Origin of the sequence: Corallococcus sp. EGB (assembly GCF_019968905.1) — a bacterium.
Taxonomy (GTDB): Bacteria; Myxococcota; Myxococcia; order Myxococcales; family Myxococcaceae; genus Corallococcus.
The window spans coordinates 1,483,479-1,504,663 of the sequence record NZ_CP079946.1 but is presented as its reverse complement, the minus strand read 5'-3'; the positions used below and the strand labels follow the sequence as shown (position 1 = coordinate 1,504,663).

Here is a 21,185-nt window from a genome sequence, read left to right as displayed (position 1 = left end):
CCCAGTGAAGGGCGTCCGGGCTCTTTCGCTGCTCAGGCTTGGAGGCCGGGAGGCGCTACTCGACGGTCACGCTCTTGGCCAGGTTGCGCGGCTGGTCCACGTCGTTCCCGCGCATCTCCGCCACGTGGTACGCGAGCAGCTGCAGCGGGATGGTGGCCACCACCGGCGCGAGCAGCGCGCAGGCGGCGGGGATGCGGATGACGTGGTCGGCCAGGGTGTCCGCCTGGTTGTCGTCCTCGTCCAGGATGGCGATGACCTTGCCGCCGCGTGCGCGGACCTCCTCGATGTTGCCGATGATCTTCTCGTAGGCGATGTGCGGCTGCTTCGGCGCGATGACGACGACGGGCATCTTCTCGTCGATGAGCGCGATGGGGCCGTGCTTCATCTCACCGCCCGCGTAGCCCTCCGCGTGGATGTACGAGATCTCCTTCAGCTTGAGCGCGCCCTCCAGCGCCACCGGGTGCATGGGGCCGCGGCCGAGGAAGAGGAAGTCCTGCGCGTTCATGAACTCGCGCGCCACGCGCTTCACCTGCGGCTCGCACTTGAGGACGTCCTCAATCATCTTCGGCACCTGCGTCAGGTGCGTCAGGTGCTCCTGCGCGCCCGCCACCGACAGCGTGCCGCGCATGCGGCCCAGCTTCACCGCGAGCAGGTACAGCGTCACCAACTGCGTGGTGAACGCCTTGGTGGACGCGACGCCAATCTCCGGGCCCGCGTTGGTGAGGACGTGCAGGTTCGCCTCACGCGTCATCGCGCTGCCGATGACGTTGCAGATGGCCATGGTGTGCGCGCCCAGCCGCTTGGCCTCCTTGAAGGCCGCGAGCGTGTCCGCCGTCTCGCCGGACTGGCTGATGGCGATGACCAGGTGGCTCTTCTCCACGATGGGGTCGCGGTAGCGGAACTCGCTGGCGAGCTCCACCTCCACCGGCAGCCGCGCCAGGGACTCGATCATGTGCTTACCGGCCACGCCCGAGTGCCAGGACGTGCCGCAGGCCAGGATGGTGACCTTGGTGAAGGACTGGACCTGCTCCGGGGTGAGGTTCCAGGTCTCGAAGTGGACGTCGCCTTCGGTCAGGAGCATCCGGCCGCGCAGCGTGTCCGCGATGGCGCGGGGCTGCTCCCAGATCTCCTTGTGCATGAAGTGCTTGTAGCCGCCCTTCTCCGCCATCATCGGCGTCCAGTCGATGCGGCGCGTGGGGCGGTTCACCAGCTTCCCGTCGCGGTTGAAGATGTCGATCTTCGCGGCGGTGACGACGGCGAGGTCGCCCTCCTCCATGTAGACGAAGTCGCGCGTGTGCTCGAGCAGCGCCGGCACGTCGCTGGCCACGAAGTTCTGGCCCTGGCCCAGCCCCAGCACCATGGGCGACGCGTCCTTCGTGCACACGATGCGGCCCGGATCATTGGCGCACACCACCACCAGGCCGTAGGTGCCCTTCACCTGCTTGATGGCCGAGCGCACCGCGTCCGGCAGGTCCACGCCGCGCTCCACCTCCGCGGAGATGAGGTGCGCGAACACCTCCGAGTCCGTCTCCGAGGAGAAGACGTGCCCGCGCGCGCGCAGCTCCGCCTTCAGGGCCAGGTGGTTCTCGATGATGCCGTTGTGCACCACCGCCACGTTCTTGTACGTGTGCGGGTGGGCGTTCTCGTCGGAGGGACGGCCGTGCGTGGCCCAGCGCGTGTGGCCGATGCCGGTGGTGCCCCTGGGCAGGTCCTGCACCACGCGGTTCTCCAGGTTGCGCAGCTTGCCCGTCGCGCGCACCACGTTGAGCTGGTTGCTCCCCACCACCGCGACGCCCGCGGAGTCATAGCCCCGGTACTCGAGCTTCTTCAGGCCCGACACCAGGATGGGAGCAGATTCCTTGTCACCGACGTAGCCAACAATCCCGCACATGTTCTTCCTGCCTCTTTCTCGTCCCGTGGCCGCCGGAGCAAACCACGGGCAATCCGTTCACGCCCAACCCCGCCCCGCCGACCGAACGGCAGGCGAGCACCCGACCTACCCCGTCTTCACCTTCGTCTGTCGTGCCTTCCTGGCCGCCACCCAGCCCTCCTTCACCACCTGTGGTGCACGGGACACAGCGAGGCTCCCAGGAGGCACATTTTTCGTCACCGTGGTGCCCGCGCCGACATAGCCGCCGTCACCCACCTTCACCGGAGCCACCAGCTGGCTGTCCGAGCCGATGAAGACGCCGTCGCCCAGCTCGGTCAGGTGCTTGTTCACCCCGTCATAGTTACAGGTGATGGTGCCCGCGCCGATGTTGCAGCCCGCACCGATGACGGCGTCGCCCAGGTAAGTCAGGTGGTTGGCCTTGCTGCCCTTGCCGATGCGGGCCTTCTTCGTCTCCACGAAGTTCCCCAGATGCACTTCCTCTGCCAACTCCGTGGCGGGGCGCAGCCGGGAGAACGGACCGATGATGCAACGCGCGCCGACACGCGCCTCCTCCAGCACGGAGTAGGGCTTGATGTGGGTGCCGTCCGCCACGACCGAGGCCGTGAGCACGCTGCCCTGGCCGATGGTGACGCCCTTCCCAATCACGGTGCCGGCGGTGAGCGAGACCATGGGGCCGACCTCCGTGTCGGTCCCGATGGTGATGCCCTCTTCGATGTACGCGGTGGCGGGGTCCTGGATGGACACGCCCGCGCGCATGTGGGCCTCGTTGATGCGCTGCTGGAGGACGCGGGCGCGCGCCGCCAGCTCCACCTTGTCGTTCACGCCCGCGGTCTCCGTGGCGTCCGCGTCCACCGCGCCCACGGGGCCCACCTTCGCGGCCATCTCCACCAGGTCGGTGAGGTAGTACTCGCCCTGCGCGTTGACGGGCTTGATCTCCGCCAGCGCCTTCCAGAGGAAGGCCGCGTCCACGGAGTAGATGCCCGCGTTGCACTCCTTCACCGCGCGCTGCTCCGGGGTGCAGTCCTTGTGCTCCACGATGCGGGCGACCTTGCCGCCCTCGCGGATGACGCGGCCGTAGCCGGTGGGGTCCTCCAGCGTGGTGGACACCAGCGCCAGCACCCCGCCCGCGGCGTCGTGCGCGGCGAGCAGCGCCTGGAGCGTCTCCTTGCGCAGGAGCGGCACGTCTCCATAGAGGATGAGGACGCGGCCCTCATGGCCCTTCAGCGCGTCCTCGGCCGCCTTCACCGCGTCCGCGGTGCCCTTCTGCTCCTTCTGGAGCGCGAAGCGCAGGGGCGCGTCCGGGAAGTGGGCGCGGATGGACTTCTCCACCTCCGAAGCCTGGTGGCCCACCACCGGCACCACGTGCGAGGCGCCCAGTTCCAGGGCCCGCTTCAAGGGATAGGCGCAGAGGGGACGGCCGAGGATGGGGTGAAGGACCTTGGCCTTCTCCGACTTCATCCGCGTGCCCTTGCCCGCGCAAAGCACAACCGCCGCCAGAGCTGTCATATGCGGCGGAGAATTAGGGACCGCCGATCAACTCGTCAACCGCGCCCGGCCACCAACGCTGATCGCGGAGCCTCCGGGGAGGGGCGTACGCTGACTGCTACACACAACGTGTTGCATTGGACCGTGATGCCGAAGCGCGGCTTCAGGAACGTCGTCAGCCGCGCCGGGGTGGGGGCCGCGGTCGGAACCAAAGCCGGGCTTTCCACGGGGTTCGGAGGACTCATGAACACCACCCGTTGCTGCACATGAGTAAAGATTGCTCCTGTTGCGCTCACAATCCAAGGAAAAAAATGTCGTCCTGTTGAAACCCTGGCCCGGGTGCGGCCCCTGGTGCATTAGGGAACGGCCGGAAATCACAAGGAAAGGCGTCCACAGGTGGGGAAAGCACACATGGGAGCCGCGGGACGGAAGTCGCTCCGCGCGCTGGGACTCGCGGTGTTGCTGGTGGCGACTCAGGCGGGTGCGGCACGTCCCTACCGGGGAGGTGCGGTGGCCACGGCGTATCCGCCCGCGAGCGAGGCCGCGCTCCAGATGCTGGACAAGGGCGGCAACGCGGTGGACGCGGCGGTGGCGGCGGCGTTCGTGGCGGCGGTGGTGGGCCCCTACCACTCCGGCGTGGGCGGCGGCGGGTTCGCGCTGGTGCACGACGCGAAGTCCGGTGAGACACGGGCGCTGGACTTCCGCGAGGTGGCCCCGAAGGGCGCGTCCCGCGACATGTACCTGAAGGACGGCGCGCTGGTGCCGGGGCTGTCCACGGACGGCGCGCTGAGCGTGGCGGTGCCCGGCGCGGTGGCGGGCTACCTGGAGCTCCTGGCGAAGCACGGCAGGCTCAAGCCCGCGGTGGTGCTGGCCCCGGCCATCCGGCTGGCGAAGCAGGGCTTCTGGGTGACGCCCAAGTACCAGCAGATGGCCAGGGGCCGCACGAAGTGCCTGGCCCAGGACGCGGAGGCCGCGCGCATCTTCCTTGTGCCCAACGCGCAGGGGACGCCGGACGTGCCGCCGCTGGGGCACCTCATCAAACAGCCGGACCTGGCGCGCACGCTGGAGCGCATCGCGAAGGGCGGCGCGAAGGCCTTCTATTCAGGCCCGGTGGCGCAGGCGCTGGTGAAGACGGTGCAGGACGCGGGCGGGCTGCTCACGCAGGAGGACCTGACGAGCTACCACACGCGCAGCCCCGCGCCGCTGGAGACCACCTACCGGGAGCACCGCATCCTCACCATGCCGCCGCCCAGCGCGGGCGGGCTCGCGGTGGTGCAGGTGCTGGGCATGCTCCAGCAGCTGCGGCCCCAGGGCCTGCCCTACCGCGATCCGGAGTCGCTCCACCTCTATGTGGAGGCCGTGCGGCGCGCGTACGTGGACCGCGCGAAGTACCTGGGCGACCCGGCCTTCGTGCAGGTGCCGCTGGAGCGGCTGACGTCGCCCGGACACATCGCGGACCTGGCGGGCAGCATCGACCCGAAGAAGGCCACCCCCAGCGCGTCGCTGCTGGCGCCGCTGCAGGGTGGTCCGGCCTCCACGCTGAGCAGGGACGCGCAGCCCCTCACCCCGGAGCCGGAGAAGAAGAACACCACGCACATCTCCGTCATCGACAAGGACGGCAACGCGGTGGCCATGACGACCACGGTCAACTACAGCTTCGGCTCGTGCCTGGTGGCGAAGGGCACCGGCGTGCTGCTCAATGATCAGATGGACGACTTCGCCGCGCAGCCGGGCGTGCCCAACGCGTACGGGCTCGTCACGGGGGAGCCCAACGCCATCCAGGCCGGCAAGGTGCCCCTGTCCTCCATGTCGCCCACGCTGGTGTTCGCGAAGGAGGACCCGAAGCGGGTGATGCTGGCGGTGGGCAGCCCCGGCGGCTCCACCATCCCCACCACCGTCATCCAGGCCATCAGCAACGTGGTGGACCAGGGCATGGACGTGACGCGCGCGGTGGGCGCGGGCCGACTGCACCACCAGTACCTCCCGGACGAACTGTGGGTGGACAAGTGGGGCCTGGAGCCGGCGACGCTGTCCGTGCTGGAGGCCAAGGGCCACAAGATTCGCCGGGTGGACGCCTGGGGCGACGCGGAGGCCGTCTACAGCGACCCGCGCACCGACCTGCGCTATTCCTCCAGTGACCCGCGCAACGAGGGCGCCGCGACGGGCCAGGACTGAAGCGAAGGAGAACCGCTGCCCGTGGCCGAGCCCATCCCGCTCTTCGATGCGCACCTCCACCCGGAGGCCCTGACGGACCAGGACCTGGAGTCCATGCGCTTCTTCGGCGTGGAGCGGGCCCTGGTGGTGGCGCACCACTTCCCGGAGCCCACGGCCAAGGGGCTGCGCCAGCACTTCGACGCGCTGGTGGAGAAGCAGCTGCCGCGCCTGGAGCGGCTGGGCATCCGCGCCTGGGCCGCCCTGGGCGTGCACCCGCGCTGCATCCCGCGCCGGGGGCTGTCGGAGGTGCTGGGCCACCTTCCGGACTACTTCGAGGGCGGCCGGGTGGTGGCCCTGGGCGAGACGGGGCTGCACGTGGGCGGCGAGGAGGAGGAGGAGGCCTTCCTGGAGCAGCTCGCCCTGGCCCGCCAGCTCAAGCTGCGCGTGGTGGTGCACACGCCGCTGAAGGACAAGGAGCGCCACACCCGGCGCATCCTCACGCTGCTGCGCCAGTCGGGGCTGCTGCCGTCGCGCGCGCTGGTGGACCACGCCAACGCGCGCACGGTGCGGACCATCCTGGAGGTGGGCCACTGGGCGGGGCTCACCCTGCACCCGGAGGCGCTCCAGGCGGACCGGGCGGTGGCCCTGGTGCGGCGGCTGGGCAGCGAGCGCCTGGTGCTGGACTCGGACGCGGGCGACGGCGCGGGGGACATCCTGGGGCTCGCGCGCACCGCGAACCTGCTGGGCAAGGCGAAGCTGTCCGAGCGCATCGTGCGGCGGGTCACCCGGGACAACGCCGCCCGCTTCTTCCAGATCCACGACTGAGCGCGCCATTCGCGCGCCGTGCGGGTGGCGCGCGGTGCGTTGAAAAGTGGACGCCCGCCCGCTCCTGTCAGCGCTGTAAATGCAACGGGCCCCGCGCGGTGAAGCGCGAGGCCCGTGGCTTTACACCTTCACCCCTGGGGAGGGGCCTAGTTCACCGTCATGGAGACCGGCTCCTCCGGGTGCAGGGTCAACCCCTGCGCGTCCGGCGCCAGCCGCACCTGCACGGGCACGCCCTGGGAGCGGTACTCCGCGAGGGAGTCCGCCGCCTCGTCGAGCAGCTGCTGATAGCGCTCCTCCAGCTCCACCGCGATCAGGAGCATGGTCTCACCGGCGTCCGTCACGCCCGGCCGGTACACCTGGCACCGCTGGAATCGCGCCCAGCGACCATTCTGCATCTTCACAAGCTCGCCGTCGTAAGCCATGCGCAGGACCCTCTTGAGTGAAATCCGACGGTCGCAATGTAGAGATGAATCCCCCCGCTGTCATCCCCCCACTTGAAAATTCGTAAACCCCTCGGGATTCCGAGTGGTTGCCAACGCTCACGGGCGTGCGCAGGGGCGCCCCGGCGGGCCGGCCGGCGCAAAATGTAAAGTGGTGCACTGTCAACGCGGTTAACCCCGGGCCGGGGCGCATGCCGCGTCGCGCTGTCAACACTCCGTGACCCCCGGGTCCGATGGGGAGGGGCGGCCAGGGGACGGGGCCGGAGTGACGCGTGGCAGCCGCGGGGGGCATCCCTTAGATTCCAGCGGATGAAGTTGCCCCTGCCGTTCCGTCGCGACCGCCCCATCATTCCGTCCGCCAATGCGCAGGACCACGCGGAGCGGTTGATCGCCGAGTCCCTGCGCATGCTCGGCCAGGTGTGCTCGAAGGTCGCGGACGCCATCGAGGCGCAGCGGCTGGAGCGCCAGGGCTACGCGCACAACAGCTACCTGCGGCGCCTGGACGAGGAGGACGCGAAGAAGCCCTCCGGACCGGGCACGGGCGGATGACGCCCCCCCAGACGCCCCACGCCGAGCACGCTCCGGACGAGCACACGCACGGGGACGCCGACGCGCCGGTGCCGTGTCTGGCCTCCTCGCCGGCCGCGACCTGGCGGGAGCGGGGCATCCAGATGCCCATGCCCGCGCTGGCGGACGAGGAAGGGCCCCGCGTGGACCCTGGCCTGCCGCCCGTCGTGGACGCGCACGTGCACCTGTTCCCGGACCGCGTCTTCGAGGCGGTCTGGCGCTGGTTCGACCGGTACGGCTGGCCCATCCGCTACAAGCTGCACACGCCCGACGTGGTGTCCTTCCTGCTGTCGCGGGGCGTCCAGCGCGTGGTCGCCCTGCACTACGCCCACAAGCCGGGCATGGCGCGCGCGCTCAACGCCTTCGTGGCGGAGGTGGCGAAGGCCGAGCCCCGCGTCATCGGGCTCGGCACCGTGTATCCGGGCGAGCCTGGCGCCGTCGGCATCCTGGAGGAGGCGTTCGCCCTGGGACTGAAGGGCGTGAAGCTGCACTGCCACGTGCAAGCCTTCGCGCCGGACGCGCCCCAACTGCACGAACTCTATGAGGCGTGCGCCCGGGCGGGGAAGCCGCTGGTGATGCACTCGGGGCGGGAGCCGTCCAGCGCCCAGTACCCGGTGGATCCATACCAGCTCTGCGCCGCGGAGCGCGTGGAGCGCGTGCTGAAGGACCACCCCACGCTCAAGCTGTGCGTGCCGCACCTGGGCGCGGACGAGTTCGACGCGTACGCGCGCCTGCTGGAGCGCCACGACACGCTCTGGCTGGACACCACCATGGCGGTGGGCGGCTACTTCCCCGTGCCCCTGCCCAGGAAGGCGCTGGAGGCGCGGCCCGAGCGCGTCCTCTACGGGACGGACTTCCCCAACATCCCCTATGCGTGGGACCGGGAGCTGCGGGCGCTGGCCGGGCTGGGGCTGGACGAGGCCGCGCTCGCGGGGGTGCTGGGCGGCAATACACTGCAGCTCTATGGCGAGGGCGGATCACCGTCCCCCGGCGCGTCGAGATGTTGAAAAGAAACGAAGGCCCTTCCGCAATGGAAGGGGCATTCCCATCTTCGTCCCCATAGAATCGCGGTCCCCAAGCAGACGCCGCCACTCCAGAGGCTCAAGCCCATGTCGAACTTCATCCTGGTCGTCGACGACGACGCGAGTCACCGCACGCTCATCTGCGATGCCCTCCAGGAGATGGGCTATGCCACCACCGAGGCCAAGAACGGCCGCGAGGCGCTGGACCTGCTGGAGGACGACATTCCGGGCGCCGTGCTCCTGGACCTGCGCATGCCCGTCATGAGCGGCTGGGGCCTCCTGGACGCGCTCAAGAAGATGCCGCGGGCGCGCAACCTGCCCATCATCATCATCTCCGGCTACGGCTTCGAGTGGGAGGCGGAGCTGGTGGGCGCCGCCGGCTACATCTCCAAGCCGGTGGACCTGGACAAGGTGCGCGCCACCGTGCAGCAGATCGTCGGGCCGCCGGAAGTGGCCATGGTGCACTGAGTCGGAAAGCGCCCGGCGGGCCGCACCCTCCGTCAACCCGAGGATTGTGAGCGGCCCCCCGAGCCATGGTGTGATGGCGTCCTTCATGACGCCCCCTCCTGCTGAACCGGCCGAGCTGGCCATCGACGCCCGCGGCCTCGTCAAGCGCTTCGGAACCTTCACCGCGCTGGACGGCCTGGAGCTGCGGATTCCCCGGGGCGCCTTCTACGCGTTCCTCGGCCCCAACGGCGCCGGCAAGTCCACCTCCATCGCGCTGCTCACCGGCGTGTACGGACCCGACCAGGGCACCATCCGCATGCTCGGCGTGGACGCCGTGGCAAAGCCCCTGGAGGTCAAGCAGCGCGTGGGCGTGGTGCCGGAGGAGCTGAGCCTCTTCGAGCGCCTCACCGGCCGCCAGTACCTCACCTTCTGCGCGCGCATGTACGGGCTGGACGGCCCGGAGGCAGCGTCCCGCGCGGTGGAGCTGCTGGAGCTGACGGAGCTGACCTACAAGGCCGGTGCGCTGGTGGCCGAGTACTCCAAGGGCATGCGCCGCAGGCTCGCCATCGCGGCGGCGCTCATCCACGCGCCGGAGCTGGTGCTCCTGGATGAGCCCTTCGAGGGCATCGACGTGCTCGCCGCGGGCGTCATCCGCGAGCTCTTGCGCGAGCTGTCCCGCAGGGGCGTCACGCTGTTGCTCACCACGCACGTGCTGGAGATCGCCGAGCGGCTGGCCACGCACGCGGGCGTCATCCGGGGCGGGCGCATGTTGGATCAAGGCCCGGTGGAGGCGCTCCGCCAGCGCCACGGCGTATCCACGCTGGAGGCGGTGTTCGAGAAGCTGATCGCCGTGCCGGCCGCGCGCAACGCGAAGCTGTCGTTCTACGGCGAGCCCGCGGCGAACGTGGTGCCGCTGCGCCAGGAGTCCGCGTGAGCCGCCCGCGTCCGAAGGTCCCCGGCTTCTTCCAACACCTGCTGCTGCTCTGGGGCCTGCGCCTGCACCTGGGCCTCAACCAGGGGCCGGGCAAGAGCCGCCTGCTCGCGGTGGCGGCGTTCGCGGGCTCCAGCGCGCCGGGCGTGCTCTTGGGCCTGAGCTTCTTCAAGCTGATGCGGCTGCCGCTCATCGTGCACAGCAACGTGTGGCCGTACTTCATCCTCAACCTGCTGTGCTTCGTCACCGCCGCCACCTGGGTGACGTGGCCGCTGTTGTCCGCGGGCGTGGATGACCACTCGGAACTGTCGCGCTACGCCGCGTTCCCCATCTCGCCGTTCCGGCTCTTGATGGGCTCCACGGTGGCCAGCCTCTTCGAGCCGCGCGCGCTGGTGTTCTACGCGCCGCTCACCGGCGCGGCGGTGGGCTATGCGTCGCGCCACCGGCTGGCGTCGCCGTGGCTGGCGGTGGTGCTCTACGTGCTGTTCGCGCTCTGCTGCGCGGCGTGGAGCCGGGTGGGCCTCTACACGGTCATCAACGTGCTCCGCGAAAAGCACAGCGCGCGCATCATGGGCGGCGGCATGGTGGCGTTCCTCGTCGCCGCGTCGTTCATCCCGCCCATCGACACGTCGTGGCTCACCAGCGTGGGCGAGGCGGGCGTGGGCGCGCTGGACATGAGCCTCATCATCAACGCCGCCGTGGCGCTCAGCCAGGTGCCGCCGGGCTTCTTCGGTGACGGGCTGGGACAGCTGGCGCACGGGCGCGTGGGCATCGCGATGCTGGAGGCCTTCGGGCTCCTGTTCTTCACCGGCATGGGCATGGGCGTGGCGTACGCGCTCCTGATGCGCTTCCACCGGCAGGCGGGCGGCCGCTCCGGCGGCGACCGGGGGGATGGCAGGGACCACGACCCGTTCGCCACCACGGGCTCGCGCTTCGACACGCTCCTGCGGCGCGAGGTGCTGGACCTGTGGCGCAACCCGCGCGCGCGCCTCCTGGCGGCGGTGCCCTTCATCCTGGCCATCCTGCTGAAGCTGCTCTCCGGCCGGGACCTCTTCGTGTTCCTTGTGGGAGGCAGCGCGGACGCGTGGGTGATGGGCGGCCTGAGCATCTACGGCGCGGTGGTCATCGCGTCCACGTTCTCGCAGAACACCTTCGCCTACGACGGCCACGGCTTCGCGGTGTTCCTGGCGGCGCCCATGAACCTGGCGGACGTGCTGCGCGCGAAGAACCGGGTGCAGGGCGTGGCCGCGCTGGGGATGGCGGTGATGGTGGGCGCCTTCTACCGGGTCTACTTCGGCGCGGGCTCGTGGGTGGACTTCCTGTGCGCCATGGCCGCGGTGGCGGCGGTGGTGCCCATGCTGCTGGCCGCGGGCAACTTCCTGTCGCTGTACTTCCCGGTGAAGTTCCACGCGAGCCTGAAGCGCCGCGACCGCATCCCCCTCACTGCGTCCATGCTGGGCATCCTCGCGGCCAGCGTGGGCTGCATGCCCTTTGGCCATGCGCTGCGGACCGCGGGGAAGGACGGACCGGGCTGGCAGTCCGTGGCCTTCATCCTCGGGTGCGCGGTGCTCCACTTCGGCGTGTACCTGGCGACGCGGCCCTGGGCGATGCGGCTGTTGGATCAACGCCGGGAGCTCGTCCTCCGGGCGGTGACCCGCGAGTAGCCAGGCTCAGTAGGCGACGCCGAACTTCGCGGCCTGGGCCTTCACGCTCCGCATCACGTTGGCGTCGAAGGCGTCCTCCCTGGCGGGGGCGTTCTTCGTGAGCCACTGGTCGCGCTCGGCGGCGAGCTTCGCGACCTTCTCCTCCAGCGCCCTTCGCTCGGCGGCCAGCTGCTTCACCTTCGCGGCCTGCTCCTCCTTCTTGAGGCCCTTGAGCTCCTGGGGCAGCTCGTCGTCCTTGAGCTTGTCGAGCGCGGCCGGCTCCTCCAGCAGATCCACGCCGCCCGCGACGGCCGCGGGCGCGCTGCTCACCGCCGCGGCCCTGGGGGCGCTCATGCCCGCCCCCCGGCTCTTCTTCATGTAGCTGATGCGGTCCGCGACGGCCTCCGCCGCCATGCCCTTGGTCGCCTCCGCGCGGGCGACGTTCATGGCCCGGGCCTCCTCGCGGCCGCCGTAGAGCGTCTTCGACGCCAGCTCCGCGTTCACGCGCGACAGCTCCGCGTCATAGGGCGTGGCCACCGCCACCATGCCGCCCGACGCGTCGATGGAGTCGAAGGTGCCGTCCGTCAGCTTCGCCACGTAGCGCCAGGACTCCTCGGTGGTGGGGTCCGAGCCGCAGCGCACCGTGTTCACCACGATGTGGCGCTCCTTCGCGCGCTTGGACCAGAGCTTGAAGTCCCAGGCGGCCTCGCGCTGGGCGGGGGGCGCGTCGCCCACCAGGAAGATGACCTTCATCACCTCGCGGTCCTGGCTCCACTTGAGCAGCGACACGGCCTCCCCCAGACCGCGCCCCACGTGCTCGGGGAAGTCCCCGCCCCCGTTCGCATCGAGCTTGCGCAGCTCCGCGAACATGGCGTCCATGTCGTCGCTCAGGTCGAAGCGCTTCGTCACGTAGTCGTCGCCCTGGTCGCGGTACGCCACCAACGCCACCTTCAGGTGGGGCGTGGGCTTGCCCTTCGCGATGCGGGACGCGATGGAGAAGATCTTCTGCTTCGCGCCCTCCAGCAGGCCGCCCATCGAACCCGTCGTGTCCAGCACGAACGCCACCTCGATTTCAGGCCGTGGCCCCTGGGCCTGCGCCTGCGCGTCCTGCCCCTGGGCCTGCGTGCCCTGCGCCGTGGACGCCTGCGTCCCGGCAGCGGGCGTGCCCGTGGGCTTCGAGGGCTCGCCCTTCACGGAGGGCTTCTCGGCCGTGGGCTTCGCGGTGGTGGGCGACGTCGCGGGGACGGGCGTCACGGCCCAGGCGGAGGTGGCGGACAGACCGGTGGCGAGCGCGGCCGTCAGGACGGCCCGCGAGAGGGGCTTCAGGTTCATGGGTGGGCTCCGGAAAGACGGACCTGCGGGGCGGGCACATCCGCGCCGCCTGCTCCTGTAACGGACAGGCCTTCCGGAAGTTCTACGCCCCCGGTTGCACCCCTCCAGAACGGGAGTTACGCCCTGGGGCCGTGCGCGTCTTCCACATCGACCGGTACTCGGTCCCCCTGCCCGACGGGCACCGCTTTCCCATGGAGAAGTACCGCCTGCTGCGCGAGCTCCTCCTCGCGCGCGGCGTCCTTGCGTCCACCGTCTTCCACGAGGCGCCCCGCGCGGAACGCAGCGAACTGGAGCGCGTCCACACCGCGCGCTACCTGGACGCCTTCTTCGGCGGCACCCTCAGCGACGCGGAGCTGCGCCGGCTGGGCTTCCCCTGGTCGCACCTGCTCGTGGACAACGCGCGCGCGTCCGTGGGCGGCACGCTGGCCGCCGCCCGCGCCGCCCTGGAGGACGGCTTCGGCGCGAACCTGGCCGGCGGCACGCACCACGCGTTCCCCGACCATGGGGAGGGCTTCTGTGTCTTCAACGACATCGCCGTGGCCATCCGCGTCCTCCAGGCGGAGGGCGCCATCCGCCGCGCGGTGGTGGTGGACCTGGACGTGCATCAGGGCAACGGCACCGCGGCCGTCTTCGCGGGCGACCCGTCCGTCTTCACCTTCTCCATGCACGGCGAGAACAACTTCCCCTTCCGCAAGCAGCCCTCGCACCTGGACCTGGGGCTGGAGGACGGCGTGGGGGACGCGGAGTACCTGGCGGTGCTCGACGCCCACCTGCCCCACGTCCTGCAGTCCGCCCACGCCGACCTGCTCTTCTTCCAGGCCGGCGTGGATCCGCTGGAGGAGGACACCCTGGGCCGGCTGTCGCTCACCCACGCGGGGCTGCGCGAGCGGGACCTGCGCGTCATGCTGGCGGCGAAGGAGCGCGGACTCCCCGTGGTGCTCACGCTGGGCGGCGGCTACGCGCGGCCGCTGACGCCGACGCTGGAGGCCCACGTCGGGACTTATCTCTCCGCCTGTTCGTTGTTCCGCTGACGCCCGTCTTCCCCGGAGCCGCTTGCGGGCCCGCGCGCTCCGGCTCCATGCTCACCCCCTGCTTCGCTGCGCCAGGAGCCCCTCATGCCGCGTTCCCTCCCCCGTCTCGCCGTCCTCGTCAGTGCGCTGGCCCTGGGTTGTGGCGGCAACGTCCCCTACTACCACCTGGAGTGGGGAGGCGAGGACACCGCCACCGCCGCGCCCGGCGACTCCGTCCCCTATGACATCGCCATCCAGCGCATCGCGGACAACCTGGGGGAGGTGCGCGTGAGCGTGGCGACCGCCCCCCGGGGCGTCACCTTCGGCCCGGACTTCTCCCTCCCGAAGGGCGAGACCATCGTCAGCACCACCGCCACCATCACGGTGGCCCCCAACGTCACGAGCTACGGCGTGAACGCACTGCAGCTCATCGCGGAGGACCCGGCCAACAACGTCACCACCCGGGGCAACCTCTCCCTGGTCATCCTGGAGCCCCCCGAGCCCAACGCGTCCTTCGCCATCGCCGTGGAGCCCCGCCAGGTGAACGTGACGCCTGGCCAGTCCGGCCAGACGACGGTGACGGTGACGCGCGCGGAGGGCTTCACCGGCGCGCTCACCATCTCACTCGAGTCCCCCACCAAGCGACTCGCCGTCGACCCCATCACCCTGGCTCCGGGAGAGACGACCGCGCAGGTGCGCGTCACCACGGATCGCTCCCTCAGCACCCTGCCCTATCCGGTGAAGTTCGTGGCCACCGACGAGACCGGGCGCACCGCCAAGACGGGCTTCACCTTCAACCTGAACCTCCGCTGAGCCGCGAAGAGCCCGGGGGCCCTGCTCCCGGGTGTCAGGCGCGGGGTACCAGCGGCGTCCCGGCGGCGCTACCTTGAGGACCGCCATGACGCCGCCGACCACCCCCATTGCTCCCGCACGACGCCAGGCCGCCCGGGAGGCCCTCGCCCTGGATGACGAGGCCCTGCTCAAGGTCTGCGACGTGGAGTTCTTCATCGCCTCCGGCCCCGGCGGCCAGCACCGCAACACCACCGCCAGCGGCGTGCGCCTCACCCACCCGCCCACGGAGCTGTCCGTCACCGCCACCGAGCGCCGCAGCCAGTCCCAGAACAAGGATGCCGCCGTGCGCCGCCTGCGCGCCGGCCTGCAGGCCCTCACCTTCGTCCCCAAGGTCCGCAAGGCCACCCGGCCCACCCTGGGCTCCAAGCGCAGGCGCCTGGAGGACAAGAAGCGCACCTCCGAGAAGAAGGCCGGCCGGGGGAGCCGGCTGGGCGACTGAGTGTCCGCCGCTATGCAGGAGGTGCGGACCTCGCAACGTTTGCGTAGTCGCTGATGCAGGCCGCCCACAGCCACACGGTTTCTTTCCAAGACGCTCCCCCGCACGGAAGGCCCCCACGCCGGGGCATACGATGTGCACACGCCGAGGGTAGACCCGGACCCCGACCGGGTCCCTTGAGTCCCCAACCCCCGGTGAACCCTTGGCCCCCTTCTCCTCCAGAGCTTCCGCGGCGCGGCGAATCCTGTTGGGACTGGCGCTGCTGACGGCGCTGCCGGCGTCCGCCACGGACATCGTCACCTTCAGTCAGGGCGCGCTCATCATCCCGGAGCAGGCCACCTTCCAGCAGGGCTGCGGAAGCCTGTCGGCCTACGGCCTGGTGTGGCGCCTCCTGCAGTCCAACGAGGCCGGCGGCTTCAACGCCAACCACCCGGTGACGGTGTACCTGGCCATCGACGACACGAAGCAGTCCCCCAACCGGTGCGTGCCCACCAACAAGCACCTGCCGCCCTCGCCGAACAACGGCCGGTGGAACGACCCCAGCTGGAATGACGGCTGCGACTTCCACATCTCCCGCGCGGACGCGGCGCCCGTGGTGCCGGTGCCGCCCATGCAGACGCTGCCCTCCGGGGGCCTGTTCCCGGAAGCGGCCGTCGACAACTTCGCCACCAGCACGAACGACGCGCGGCCGAACTTCGCGAGCGCGACGCTCACCAGCGCCAACGGCTTCCGAGACGTCCAGTACATGGGCGGCGCCTTCATCATCGACGCGAAGGACGCGAAGAACGCGCTCGACTTCCTGAACTCCTCCGCCGGTCCGGACGCGCCGAACAAGTTCCGCAGGCAGTGCAACTGCGCCACGTTCACCAACGGCAGCGGCTGCTTCTACGTGCGCATGCACCAGGCCACCATCGAGTTCAACGCGCCCATCGGCCGGCGCCTGAACCGCGTGCCGCCCAAGATCGCGCTGCTGGACCGGGACGACCACAACGCCACGGACAGCTCCTACGTGAAGGGCGGCATGCTGGACGACTACCTGCGCAACGCGGGCCTGGACTTCCCGGGCGCGGGCGGCTGCCCCCAGGGCAGCACCAGCGGCTGCACCCTCAACGGCGGGCGCCCCGGCCTCATCTACGACGCGCTCCACGCCAACGCGGACCTCATCTCCACGGCCGCCTTCCCCCACGGCCTGCTCAACGCCGAGGACCCCGCCACCCAGCGCCCGCGCTACCGCGTGTTCTGGGCGCCGCACTGGGAGCTCGGCAACAGCACCCGGCCCGAATACCGGGCCAACGGCGACGGCGCCGCCAACCAGGCGGAGAACGTCCTCAACAACATCGCGTACTTCACCAACCAGCGCGGCAACGGCCTGTTCGCCGAGTGCGCCAGCATCTGGTCCTATGAGCACACCGAACGTCCGAACGGCACGCTGGTGCAATCCTCGCGCTTCCAGGGCGACGGCACCTTCGAGAAGAACCTGCTGTCCGGCGGCGCCACCTGGAACGGCCGCAACTGCACGGACCCGGACTACCGCAACGAGTCCTCGCCCCGCCCCGCGTGCATCCTCTACCCCAACCCGGGCGACCCCTTCTCCCAACTGGGGGACTTCCGCTTCAACAACGTGTCGGGCCACACGGAGAACTACCGCACGACCTTCAAGAACGGCGTGCGGCGGCTGGCGGTGAGCTGGAAGGACTACGCCCCGGGACACCAGTACGACAACCCGGCGCAGGTGGCGGCGAACAACCAGCGCGGCCACGACTTCTTCTCCTTCAACCAGAAGGACAATGATCCGCAGAAGGCGACCATCGTCTACCTGGCGGGCCACGACTTCAAGGGGAGCGTCGCGGGCACGCGCATCGTGCTCAACACGCTGCTCAACCTGGGCAGCGAGCCGCTGCAGAGCGAGCGCACCGTGTCGGCGCCCGTCGCGCTGGACGACACCAACGGCAGCGACAGCAACGGCTCGCGCGCCCTGCTCTTCAAGACCTCGTACAACGCCGTGACGGGCTACCCGCCCGGCGCGGACACGTACACGCCCGCGCAGGGCTCGCACTGGGTGTTCCCCTACTACCCGGGCACGCTGCGCGCGCACTCGCTCATTGGCGGAGACGCGCTCTCCGCGGGGGAGAACTCGCTGTCGGACGGGACCCTGTGGAACGCGGACTCGCGCATGCCCGCGCCCGGCGACCGCAACCTCTTCACCTACTTCGGCGGAGAGGTGACGGAGAACCCGCCCCTGGGCGCCAACCGCACGGCGCCGCACGGGGTGCTGCAGGTGGGCTGGCAGCCGGAGGAGGTCTCCGGCACGCGCATCAACCGCAACTACGGCTCCTCGCCCAACCCCGGCTGCGTGGACGTGCTGAAGCTGGGCCGCGCCACGACGCGCGACGGCAGCTTCCGCTACGACTTCGTGAAGGGCTCGGACGGCATCTGCGACCTGCAGCAGGCGACGCAGTACTCGCCGCAGCTGGCCGGCCCGGACTTCGGCCTCACCAACGAGTTCATCAACAAGACCCAGCTGTCCGTGGACTTCAACGCGGTGGCGATGATGCTCCAGCGGGTGCGCGGCTACTGCTACGCCACGGTGTCCGGCCGGGACGGCGCGGGCGAGACGCCCATCCTCCAGCCCACCACCAGCCAGTGCAACAACGACGCGGCGGACAACAAGGCGCACCTGGGCGGCTTCATCCACTCGTCGCCGGTGGTGGTGACCGCCAGCCCCTACGTCAAGGACCAGGGCGCCGACCGCCCCACGGTGGCGTACGCGGCGGGCCTGGACGGCCAGGTCCACGCCTTCTACGTCTCTGGCGGCGCGCGCTACGAAGGCCCGCTGGAGAACCTCCAGTTCCCCAACCCGGACGCCACCGCCCGCTTCAAGACGGACTTCGCCCAGCGCTTCCGCGCCGGTACTCCGCCCCTGCCAGGCACGGAGCTCTGGAGCTTCCTGCCGGCCACGCAGCTGGCCGGCCTGCGCAACAACACCGCGCGGGTGAACAGCGCGCCCGTCGTCTTCGACGTGTTCGCGGACTTCGTGGGCACCGGCCGCCGCGAGTGGCACACCGTCCTCGTCGCCAACGTGGGACAGACGGGGCGCGACCTGTTCGCCCTGGATGTGACCAACCCGCTCAAGCCCTCGCTGCTGTGGCACCTGGTGGGCAGCCACTACGCCACCTCCGGCGCGCAGTACTCGGCGGTGTCGCTGGCGGACAAGCCCCTGGGCGGCACGGACTGGACGTACACCTGGGACGAGGACTCCAGCCTCTTCCTCCTGCCACCGCGCGCGGACCCCGGCCGTCAGGCGAGCGGCCTCTATGACTACAGCGGCCTGGGCGGCTCGCGCGGGCTGTCCGTGGGCGTGGGCCGGCTGGGCATGGAGCCCGTGTACGCCGTCTTCGTCGCCTCCAACAGCTCCGGCGCGCCGGCGGTGCCGGGCTCGCCGGCCTCTCCCGCCAAGGGCGTGCAGGTGTTCGCCATCGACGTGGCCACCGGCCAGAAGCTCTGGCAGTGGCAGCAGGCCTACAGCAGCAGCGTGGACAACAGCGCGCCCGCCGCGCCCACCGTGGCGCAGGACTCCAGTGGCGCCGCGCGCCTCTACGTGGGGGACATGGAGGGCCGGCTCTGGGAGCTGGACGCGTCCACCGGCATGAACGTCAACGTGGCGCGCATGGGCCCTGTCTGCACGGAGTCCACGCCCTGCAAGTACTCGGCGATGAACATCGGCGGGCTGCCCGTCACCAGCCAGCCCATCAGCACCAACGTCGGCCTGGCGCGCATCCCGCGCGACGCGGCGGACACCTCCGCCTTCGGGCGGTACAAGGGCAACGTGGTGGCCCTGGTGGGCACCGCCGGCATGGACTGGGTGCCGGACACCGTGGGCGGCCGCTTCCACGCGCTGCTGCTGGACGCGGGCCTGCGGCTGCCGCTGGGCGCGGACGGCAAGCGGCTGGACGGCTCGCCCATCGGCGCGAACACGGCCCACACGGAGTCCACCACCTACGGCGTGCTCCAGGAGCCCTCGCCCTTCCCGCTCATCTTCGCCGCGCCCGAGCACGTCTACGGCAACATCACCATCGCCGGGCGCACCGCGTACTTCAGCACCGCCGAGGAGTCCGTGAACGACCCCATGCTGCTGAGCGCGTCCGTCCGCGGACACACGTACAGCATCGACCTGGGCAACACGGCGGCGTCGCAGCAGAACATCCAGCCCATGAGCGGCGCGTCGCTGGCCAACTACGGCGGCGTGGCCGTCTACCACCGCGACAACGGCGGCGCCTCCACGGACTACGTCGTGGGCGCGGAGGTGAGCGCGCTTCGCGTCACGCGCATCGACAACGGCGGCAACACCGGCGCCTCCAGCCCCAACGCGAAGGACTCCGTGGACGGCGAGAACGGCGTGCTCTACCAGCTCCTCAACTGGAGCCAGAGGTTGCTCGAATGAGAACCCTCCCTCGTTCCGCCTCGCGGCGGGGCAGCGGCATCCTGGAGGTGCTCATCTCCATGAGCATCCTGGCGCTGGCCGCCGTGGGCGCGGTGATGGGCATGGTGGCCGCCACGCGCGACGTGAAGGACGGCCAGGTGCTCCAGGGCCGGCGCATGTTGCTGGAGGCGCGCGTGCAGCGGCTGTGGCTCGCGTCCAAGGCGGACCTGGCCGCCCAGGCGGTCACCCGGCCCGCGCTCTTCCCGCCGGACCTGGCCCTGGGCACGGCGCCCTGGACGCTGGACCCGAGCGCCCCGGTGGCGGGTGACGTGGGCACCGGCGCCTACTTCCGCGTGCGCCCCACCGGGCAGGTGGAGCCGGCGCTGGACGTGCCTGCCGGCACGCCCTGCACGGCCGCCACCCCGGACTCGGTGCTGCCCCGCGACGTCTACTGCCGCGAGATACTGGTGACCCAGGGGCTGCCCAAGGACCTGTCTCCCGCGGCGCAGGCGCTGGTGCCCGCGGGCGCCCTGCCCTTCACCTTCTGGACGCGCGCGTACCGCAAGAACGACAGCCCGGAGCGCGCCATCGTGCACAGCGAGGTGTTCGTCCTATGAGCCGCCAGACGAGGGCCCTCGCGAAGGCGCGCGGCATGACGCTGCTGGAGACGATGGTGGCCGCGGCGCTCGCCACCATCATCCTCGCCGCGGCCACGGCCCTGCTGCTGGCGGGCGGGCGCGTGGTGCACAACACGGAGCACGTGGCGGACAGCCATGACAACGCGCGGCTCGCGGGCGAGACGCTGCTGTCCGCCGTGCGCCAGGCCGGCGCGGGCATGTCCGAGGGCCTCTGGGTGGTGTCCGGCGGAGTGCCCCAGCGCATCAACCCCATCTTCGGCGGGGACGGCGGGGGCGCGGGCGTGCTCGCCCCCACCACGACGGGCAACGTGCCGGGCGTGGACGGCAGCGACGACCTGTGGCTGGTGGTACCGGACCGCAACTACCTGGGCCGCGACTGCGCGCCGGGCGCGGCGATGACGGTGGTGAAGCCGGGCACCGGCGCCCTGGAGGTCAACTGCGTGGGCGTGCCCAGCGGCGCCGCGCCCGCCAACCGCATGCTGGTGGCCAGCAACATGAAGAGCGCCGCGCTGCTCACCCAGGCGGCGGTGGCGAGCACCCCGCCCACGGCCACGGTGACCTACCTGGAGACCGGCGTGCCGGGCTTCTCCAACGCGCCCCACAAGGGCGGCTTCCAGCGCGGAGACCTGGTGTTCCCCGTGCGGCTGCTCCATTTCTTCATCGGGACCAACGCCAACACCGGCCGCAAGGCGCTGATGCGCGCCGAGGGCAGGCCCGGCAACGACGCGGCGGGGCGCCCCTTCGTGGACATGGGCGACCCGGTGGTGGTGCAGGACTACGTGGAGGACTTCCAGGTGGCCTTCGGCCTGGACGCCTCGAACACGGGCGACCCCGCCCACTATGCCTTCCAGAACGGCCTCAGGCCGGAGTTCACGCCGGGCCTGCGCTCCGTGCGCGTCAGCGTGGTGGCCACCGGCCGCTCGCCCCGGCGCGACAACCGCAACGAGGCCGTCCTCTCCGAGGACCTGCCCCTCGCGGTGGAGAACCACGCCCCGGCCCCGGGGGCCGCGGACGGCTACTTCCGCAGCCTCTTCTCGCGCCGGGCGGAGTTGCCCAACCTGGCCTCGGCCAGCCTGTGAGCCCGTCTTCCAT

The 21,185-nt window shown here is 70.8% G+C and carries 17 protein-coding genes; 13 read left to right on the top strand and 4 right to left on the bottom strand.

Translation table 11 applies throughout. The features are described 5' to 3' along the window. Positions 1 to 55: 55 nt before the first annotated feature. Both glmS and glmU read right to left on the bottom strand, forming a co-directional pair. On the bottom strand, positions 56 to 1,891 hold the full coding sequence (glmS, locus tag KYK13_RS06200; RefSeq protein ID WP_223642718.1) for a glutamine--fructose-6-phosphate transaminase (isomerizing): 1,836 nt from the start codon (positions 1,889 to 1,891) through the stop codon (positions 56 to 58). 105 nt (positions 1,892 to 1,996) lie between these two features. Further along, positions 1,997 to 3,397: a bifunctional UDP-N-acetylglucosamine diphosphorylase/glucosamine-1-phosphate N-acetyltransferase GlmU gene (gene glmU, locus KYK13_RS06195; protein ID WP_223642717.1), complete on the bottom strand. Its 1,401-nt coding sequence runs from the start codon at positions 3,395 to 3,397 to the stop codon at positions 1,997 to 1,999. Between the two features lie 390 nt (positions 3,398 to 3,787). On the opposite strand from glmU, the gene ggt reads away from it, so the two are divergent. Both ggt and KYK13_RS06185 read left to right on the top strand, forming a co-directional pair. After that, positions 3,788 to 5,551 (top strand): gamma-glutamyltransferase, encoded by a 1,764-nt coding sequence (gene ggt, locus KYK13_RS06190; RefSeq protein WP_223642715.1) that lies wholly within the window; start codon positions 3,788 to 3,790, stop codon positions 5,549 to 5,551. Positions 5,552 to 5,572: 21 nt separating this feature from the next. Further along, the gene (locus KYK13_RS06185; protein WP_223642713.1) at positions 5,573 to 6,355 is read left to right on the top strand and encodes a TatD family hydrolase; all 783 of its coding nucleotides are present in this window, start codon (positions 5,573 to 5,575) and stop codon (positions 6,353 to 6,355) included. Positions 6,356 to 6,501: 146 nt separating this feature from the next. Here KYK13_RS06185 and KYK13_RS06180 read toward each other — a convergent pair whose 3' ends face one another. Beyond that, positions 6,502 to 6,777: a hypothetical protein gene (locus KYK13_RS06180; RefSeq protein WP_223642711.1), complete on the bottom strand. Its 276-nt coding sequence runs from the start codon at positions 6,775 to 6,777 to the stop codon at positions 6,502 to 6,504. 327 nt (positions 6,778 to 7,104) lie between these two features. Here KYK13_RS06180 and KYK13_RS06175 point away from each other — a divergent pair, with 327 nt between their 5' ends. The 5 genes from KYK13_RS06175 to KYK13_RS06155 all read left to right on the top strand — a co-directional run bounded on the left by KYK13_RS06175 (position 7,105) and on the right by KYK13_RS06155 (position 11,426). Further along, positions 7,105 to 7,344, top strand: coding sequence for a hypothetical protein (locus KYK13_RS06175; protein ID WP_223642709.1), 240 nt, complete (start codon positions 7,105 to 7,107; stop codon positions 7,342 to 7,344). Then, a complete protein-coding gene (locus tag KYK13_RS06170) occupies positions 7,341 to 8,369 on the top strand; it encodes an amidohydrolase family protein (RefSeq protein WP_223642708.1) in 1,029 nt (342 codons plus the stop codon). Before KYK13_RS06175 ends, KYK13_RS06170 begins: the two co-directional genes overlap by 4 nt. Before the next feature lie 102 nt (positions 8,370 to 8,471). Beyond that, entirely contained in the window at positions 8,472 to 8,852 is a 381-nt protein-coding gene (locus KYK13_RS06165; protein WP_223642707.1) for a response regulator, read from the top strand. An 85-nt stretch (positions 8,853 to 8,937) separates the two neighbouring features. Next, positions 8,938 to 9,765 (top strand): ABC transporter ATP-binding protein, encoded by an 828-nt coding sequence (locus KYK13_RS06160; RefSeq protein ID WP_223642706.1) that lies wholly within the window; start codon positions 8,938 to 8,940, stop codon positions 9,763 to 9,765. Continuing rightward, positions 9,762 to 11,426, top strand: a complete 1,665-nt coding sequence (locus tag KYK13_RS06155) for a hypothetical protein (RefSeq protein ID WP_223642705.1) — start codon at positions 9,762 to 9,764, stop codon at positions 11,424 to 11,426. Before KYK13_RS06160 ends, KYK13_RS06155 begins: the two co-directional genes overlap by 4 nt. A 6-nt stretch (positions 11,427 to 11,432) precedes the next feature. On the opposite strand, the gene KYK13_RS06150 is transcribed toward KYK13_RS06155, so the two are convergent. Further along, positions 11,433 to 12,737, bottom strand: a complete 1,305-nt coding sequence (locus KYK13_RS06150; RefSeq protein ID WP_223642704.1) for a VWA domain-containing protein — start codon at positions 12,735 to 12,737, stop codon at positions 11,433 to 11,435. A gap of 131 nt (positions 12,738 to 12,868) precedes the next feature. Between KYK13_RS06150 and KYK13_RS06145 the strand changes: the two genes are divergently transcribed. The 6 genes from KYK13_RS06145 to KYK13_RS06120 all read left to right on the top strand — a co-directional run bounded on the left by KYK13_RS06145 (position 12,869) and on the right by KYK13_RS06120 (position 21,172). Then, a complete protein-coding gene (locus tag KYK13_RS06145; protein WP_223642703.1) occupies positions 12,869 to 13,768 on the top strand; it encodes a histone deacetylase in 900 nt (299 codons plus the stop codon). An 84-nt stretch (positions 13,769 to 13,852) separates the two neighbouring features. Continuing rightward, positions 13,853 to 14,560 carry a hypothetical protein gene (locus KYK13_RS06140; protein ID WP_223642702.1) on the top strand — a complete coding sequence of 236 codons (708 nt, stop codon included), beginning with the start codon at positions 13,853 to 13,855 and terminating at the stop codon, positions 14,558 to 14,560. An 85-nt stretch (positions 14,561 to 14,645) separates the two neighbouring features. Continuing rightward, positions 14,646 to 15,038, top strand: a complete 393-nt coding sequence (locus KYK13_RS06135) for a peptide chain release factor-like protein (protein ID WP_223642701.1) — start codon at positions 14,646 to 14,648, stop codon at positions 15,036 to 15,038. A 244-nt stretch (positions 15,039 to 15,282) separates the two neighbouring features. Then, positions 15,283 to 19,476, top strand: a complete 4,194-nt coding sequence (locus KYK13_RS06130; protein WP_223642699.1) for a hypothetical protein — start codon at positions 15,283 to 15,285, stop codon at positions 19,474 to 19,476. Beyond that, positions 19,473 to 20,072 (top strand): type II secretion system protein J, encoded by a 600-nt coding sequence (locus KYK13_RS06125; RefSeq protein ID WP_223642697.1) that lies wholly within the window; start codon positions 19,473 to 19,475, stop codon positions 20,070 to 20,072. Before KYK13_RS06130 ends, KYK13_RS06125 begins: the two co-directional genes overlap by 4 nt. Beyond that, positions 20,069 to 21,172, top strand: a complete 1,104-nt coding sequence (locus KYK13_RS06120) for a PilW family protein (RefSeq protein WP_223642695.1) — start codon at positions 20,069 to 20,071, stop codon at positions 21,170 to 21,172. The genes KYK13_RS06125 and KYK13_RS06120 overlap by 4 nt, the downstream gene beginning before the upstream one ends. The last annotated feature ends 13 nt before the right edge of the window (positions 21,173 to 21,185 follow it).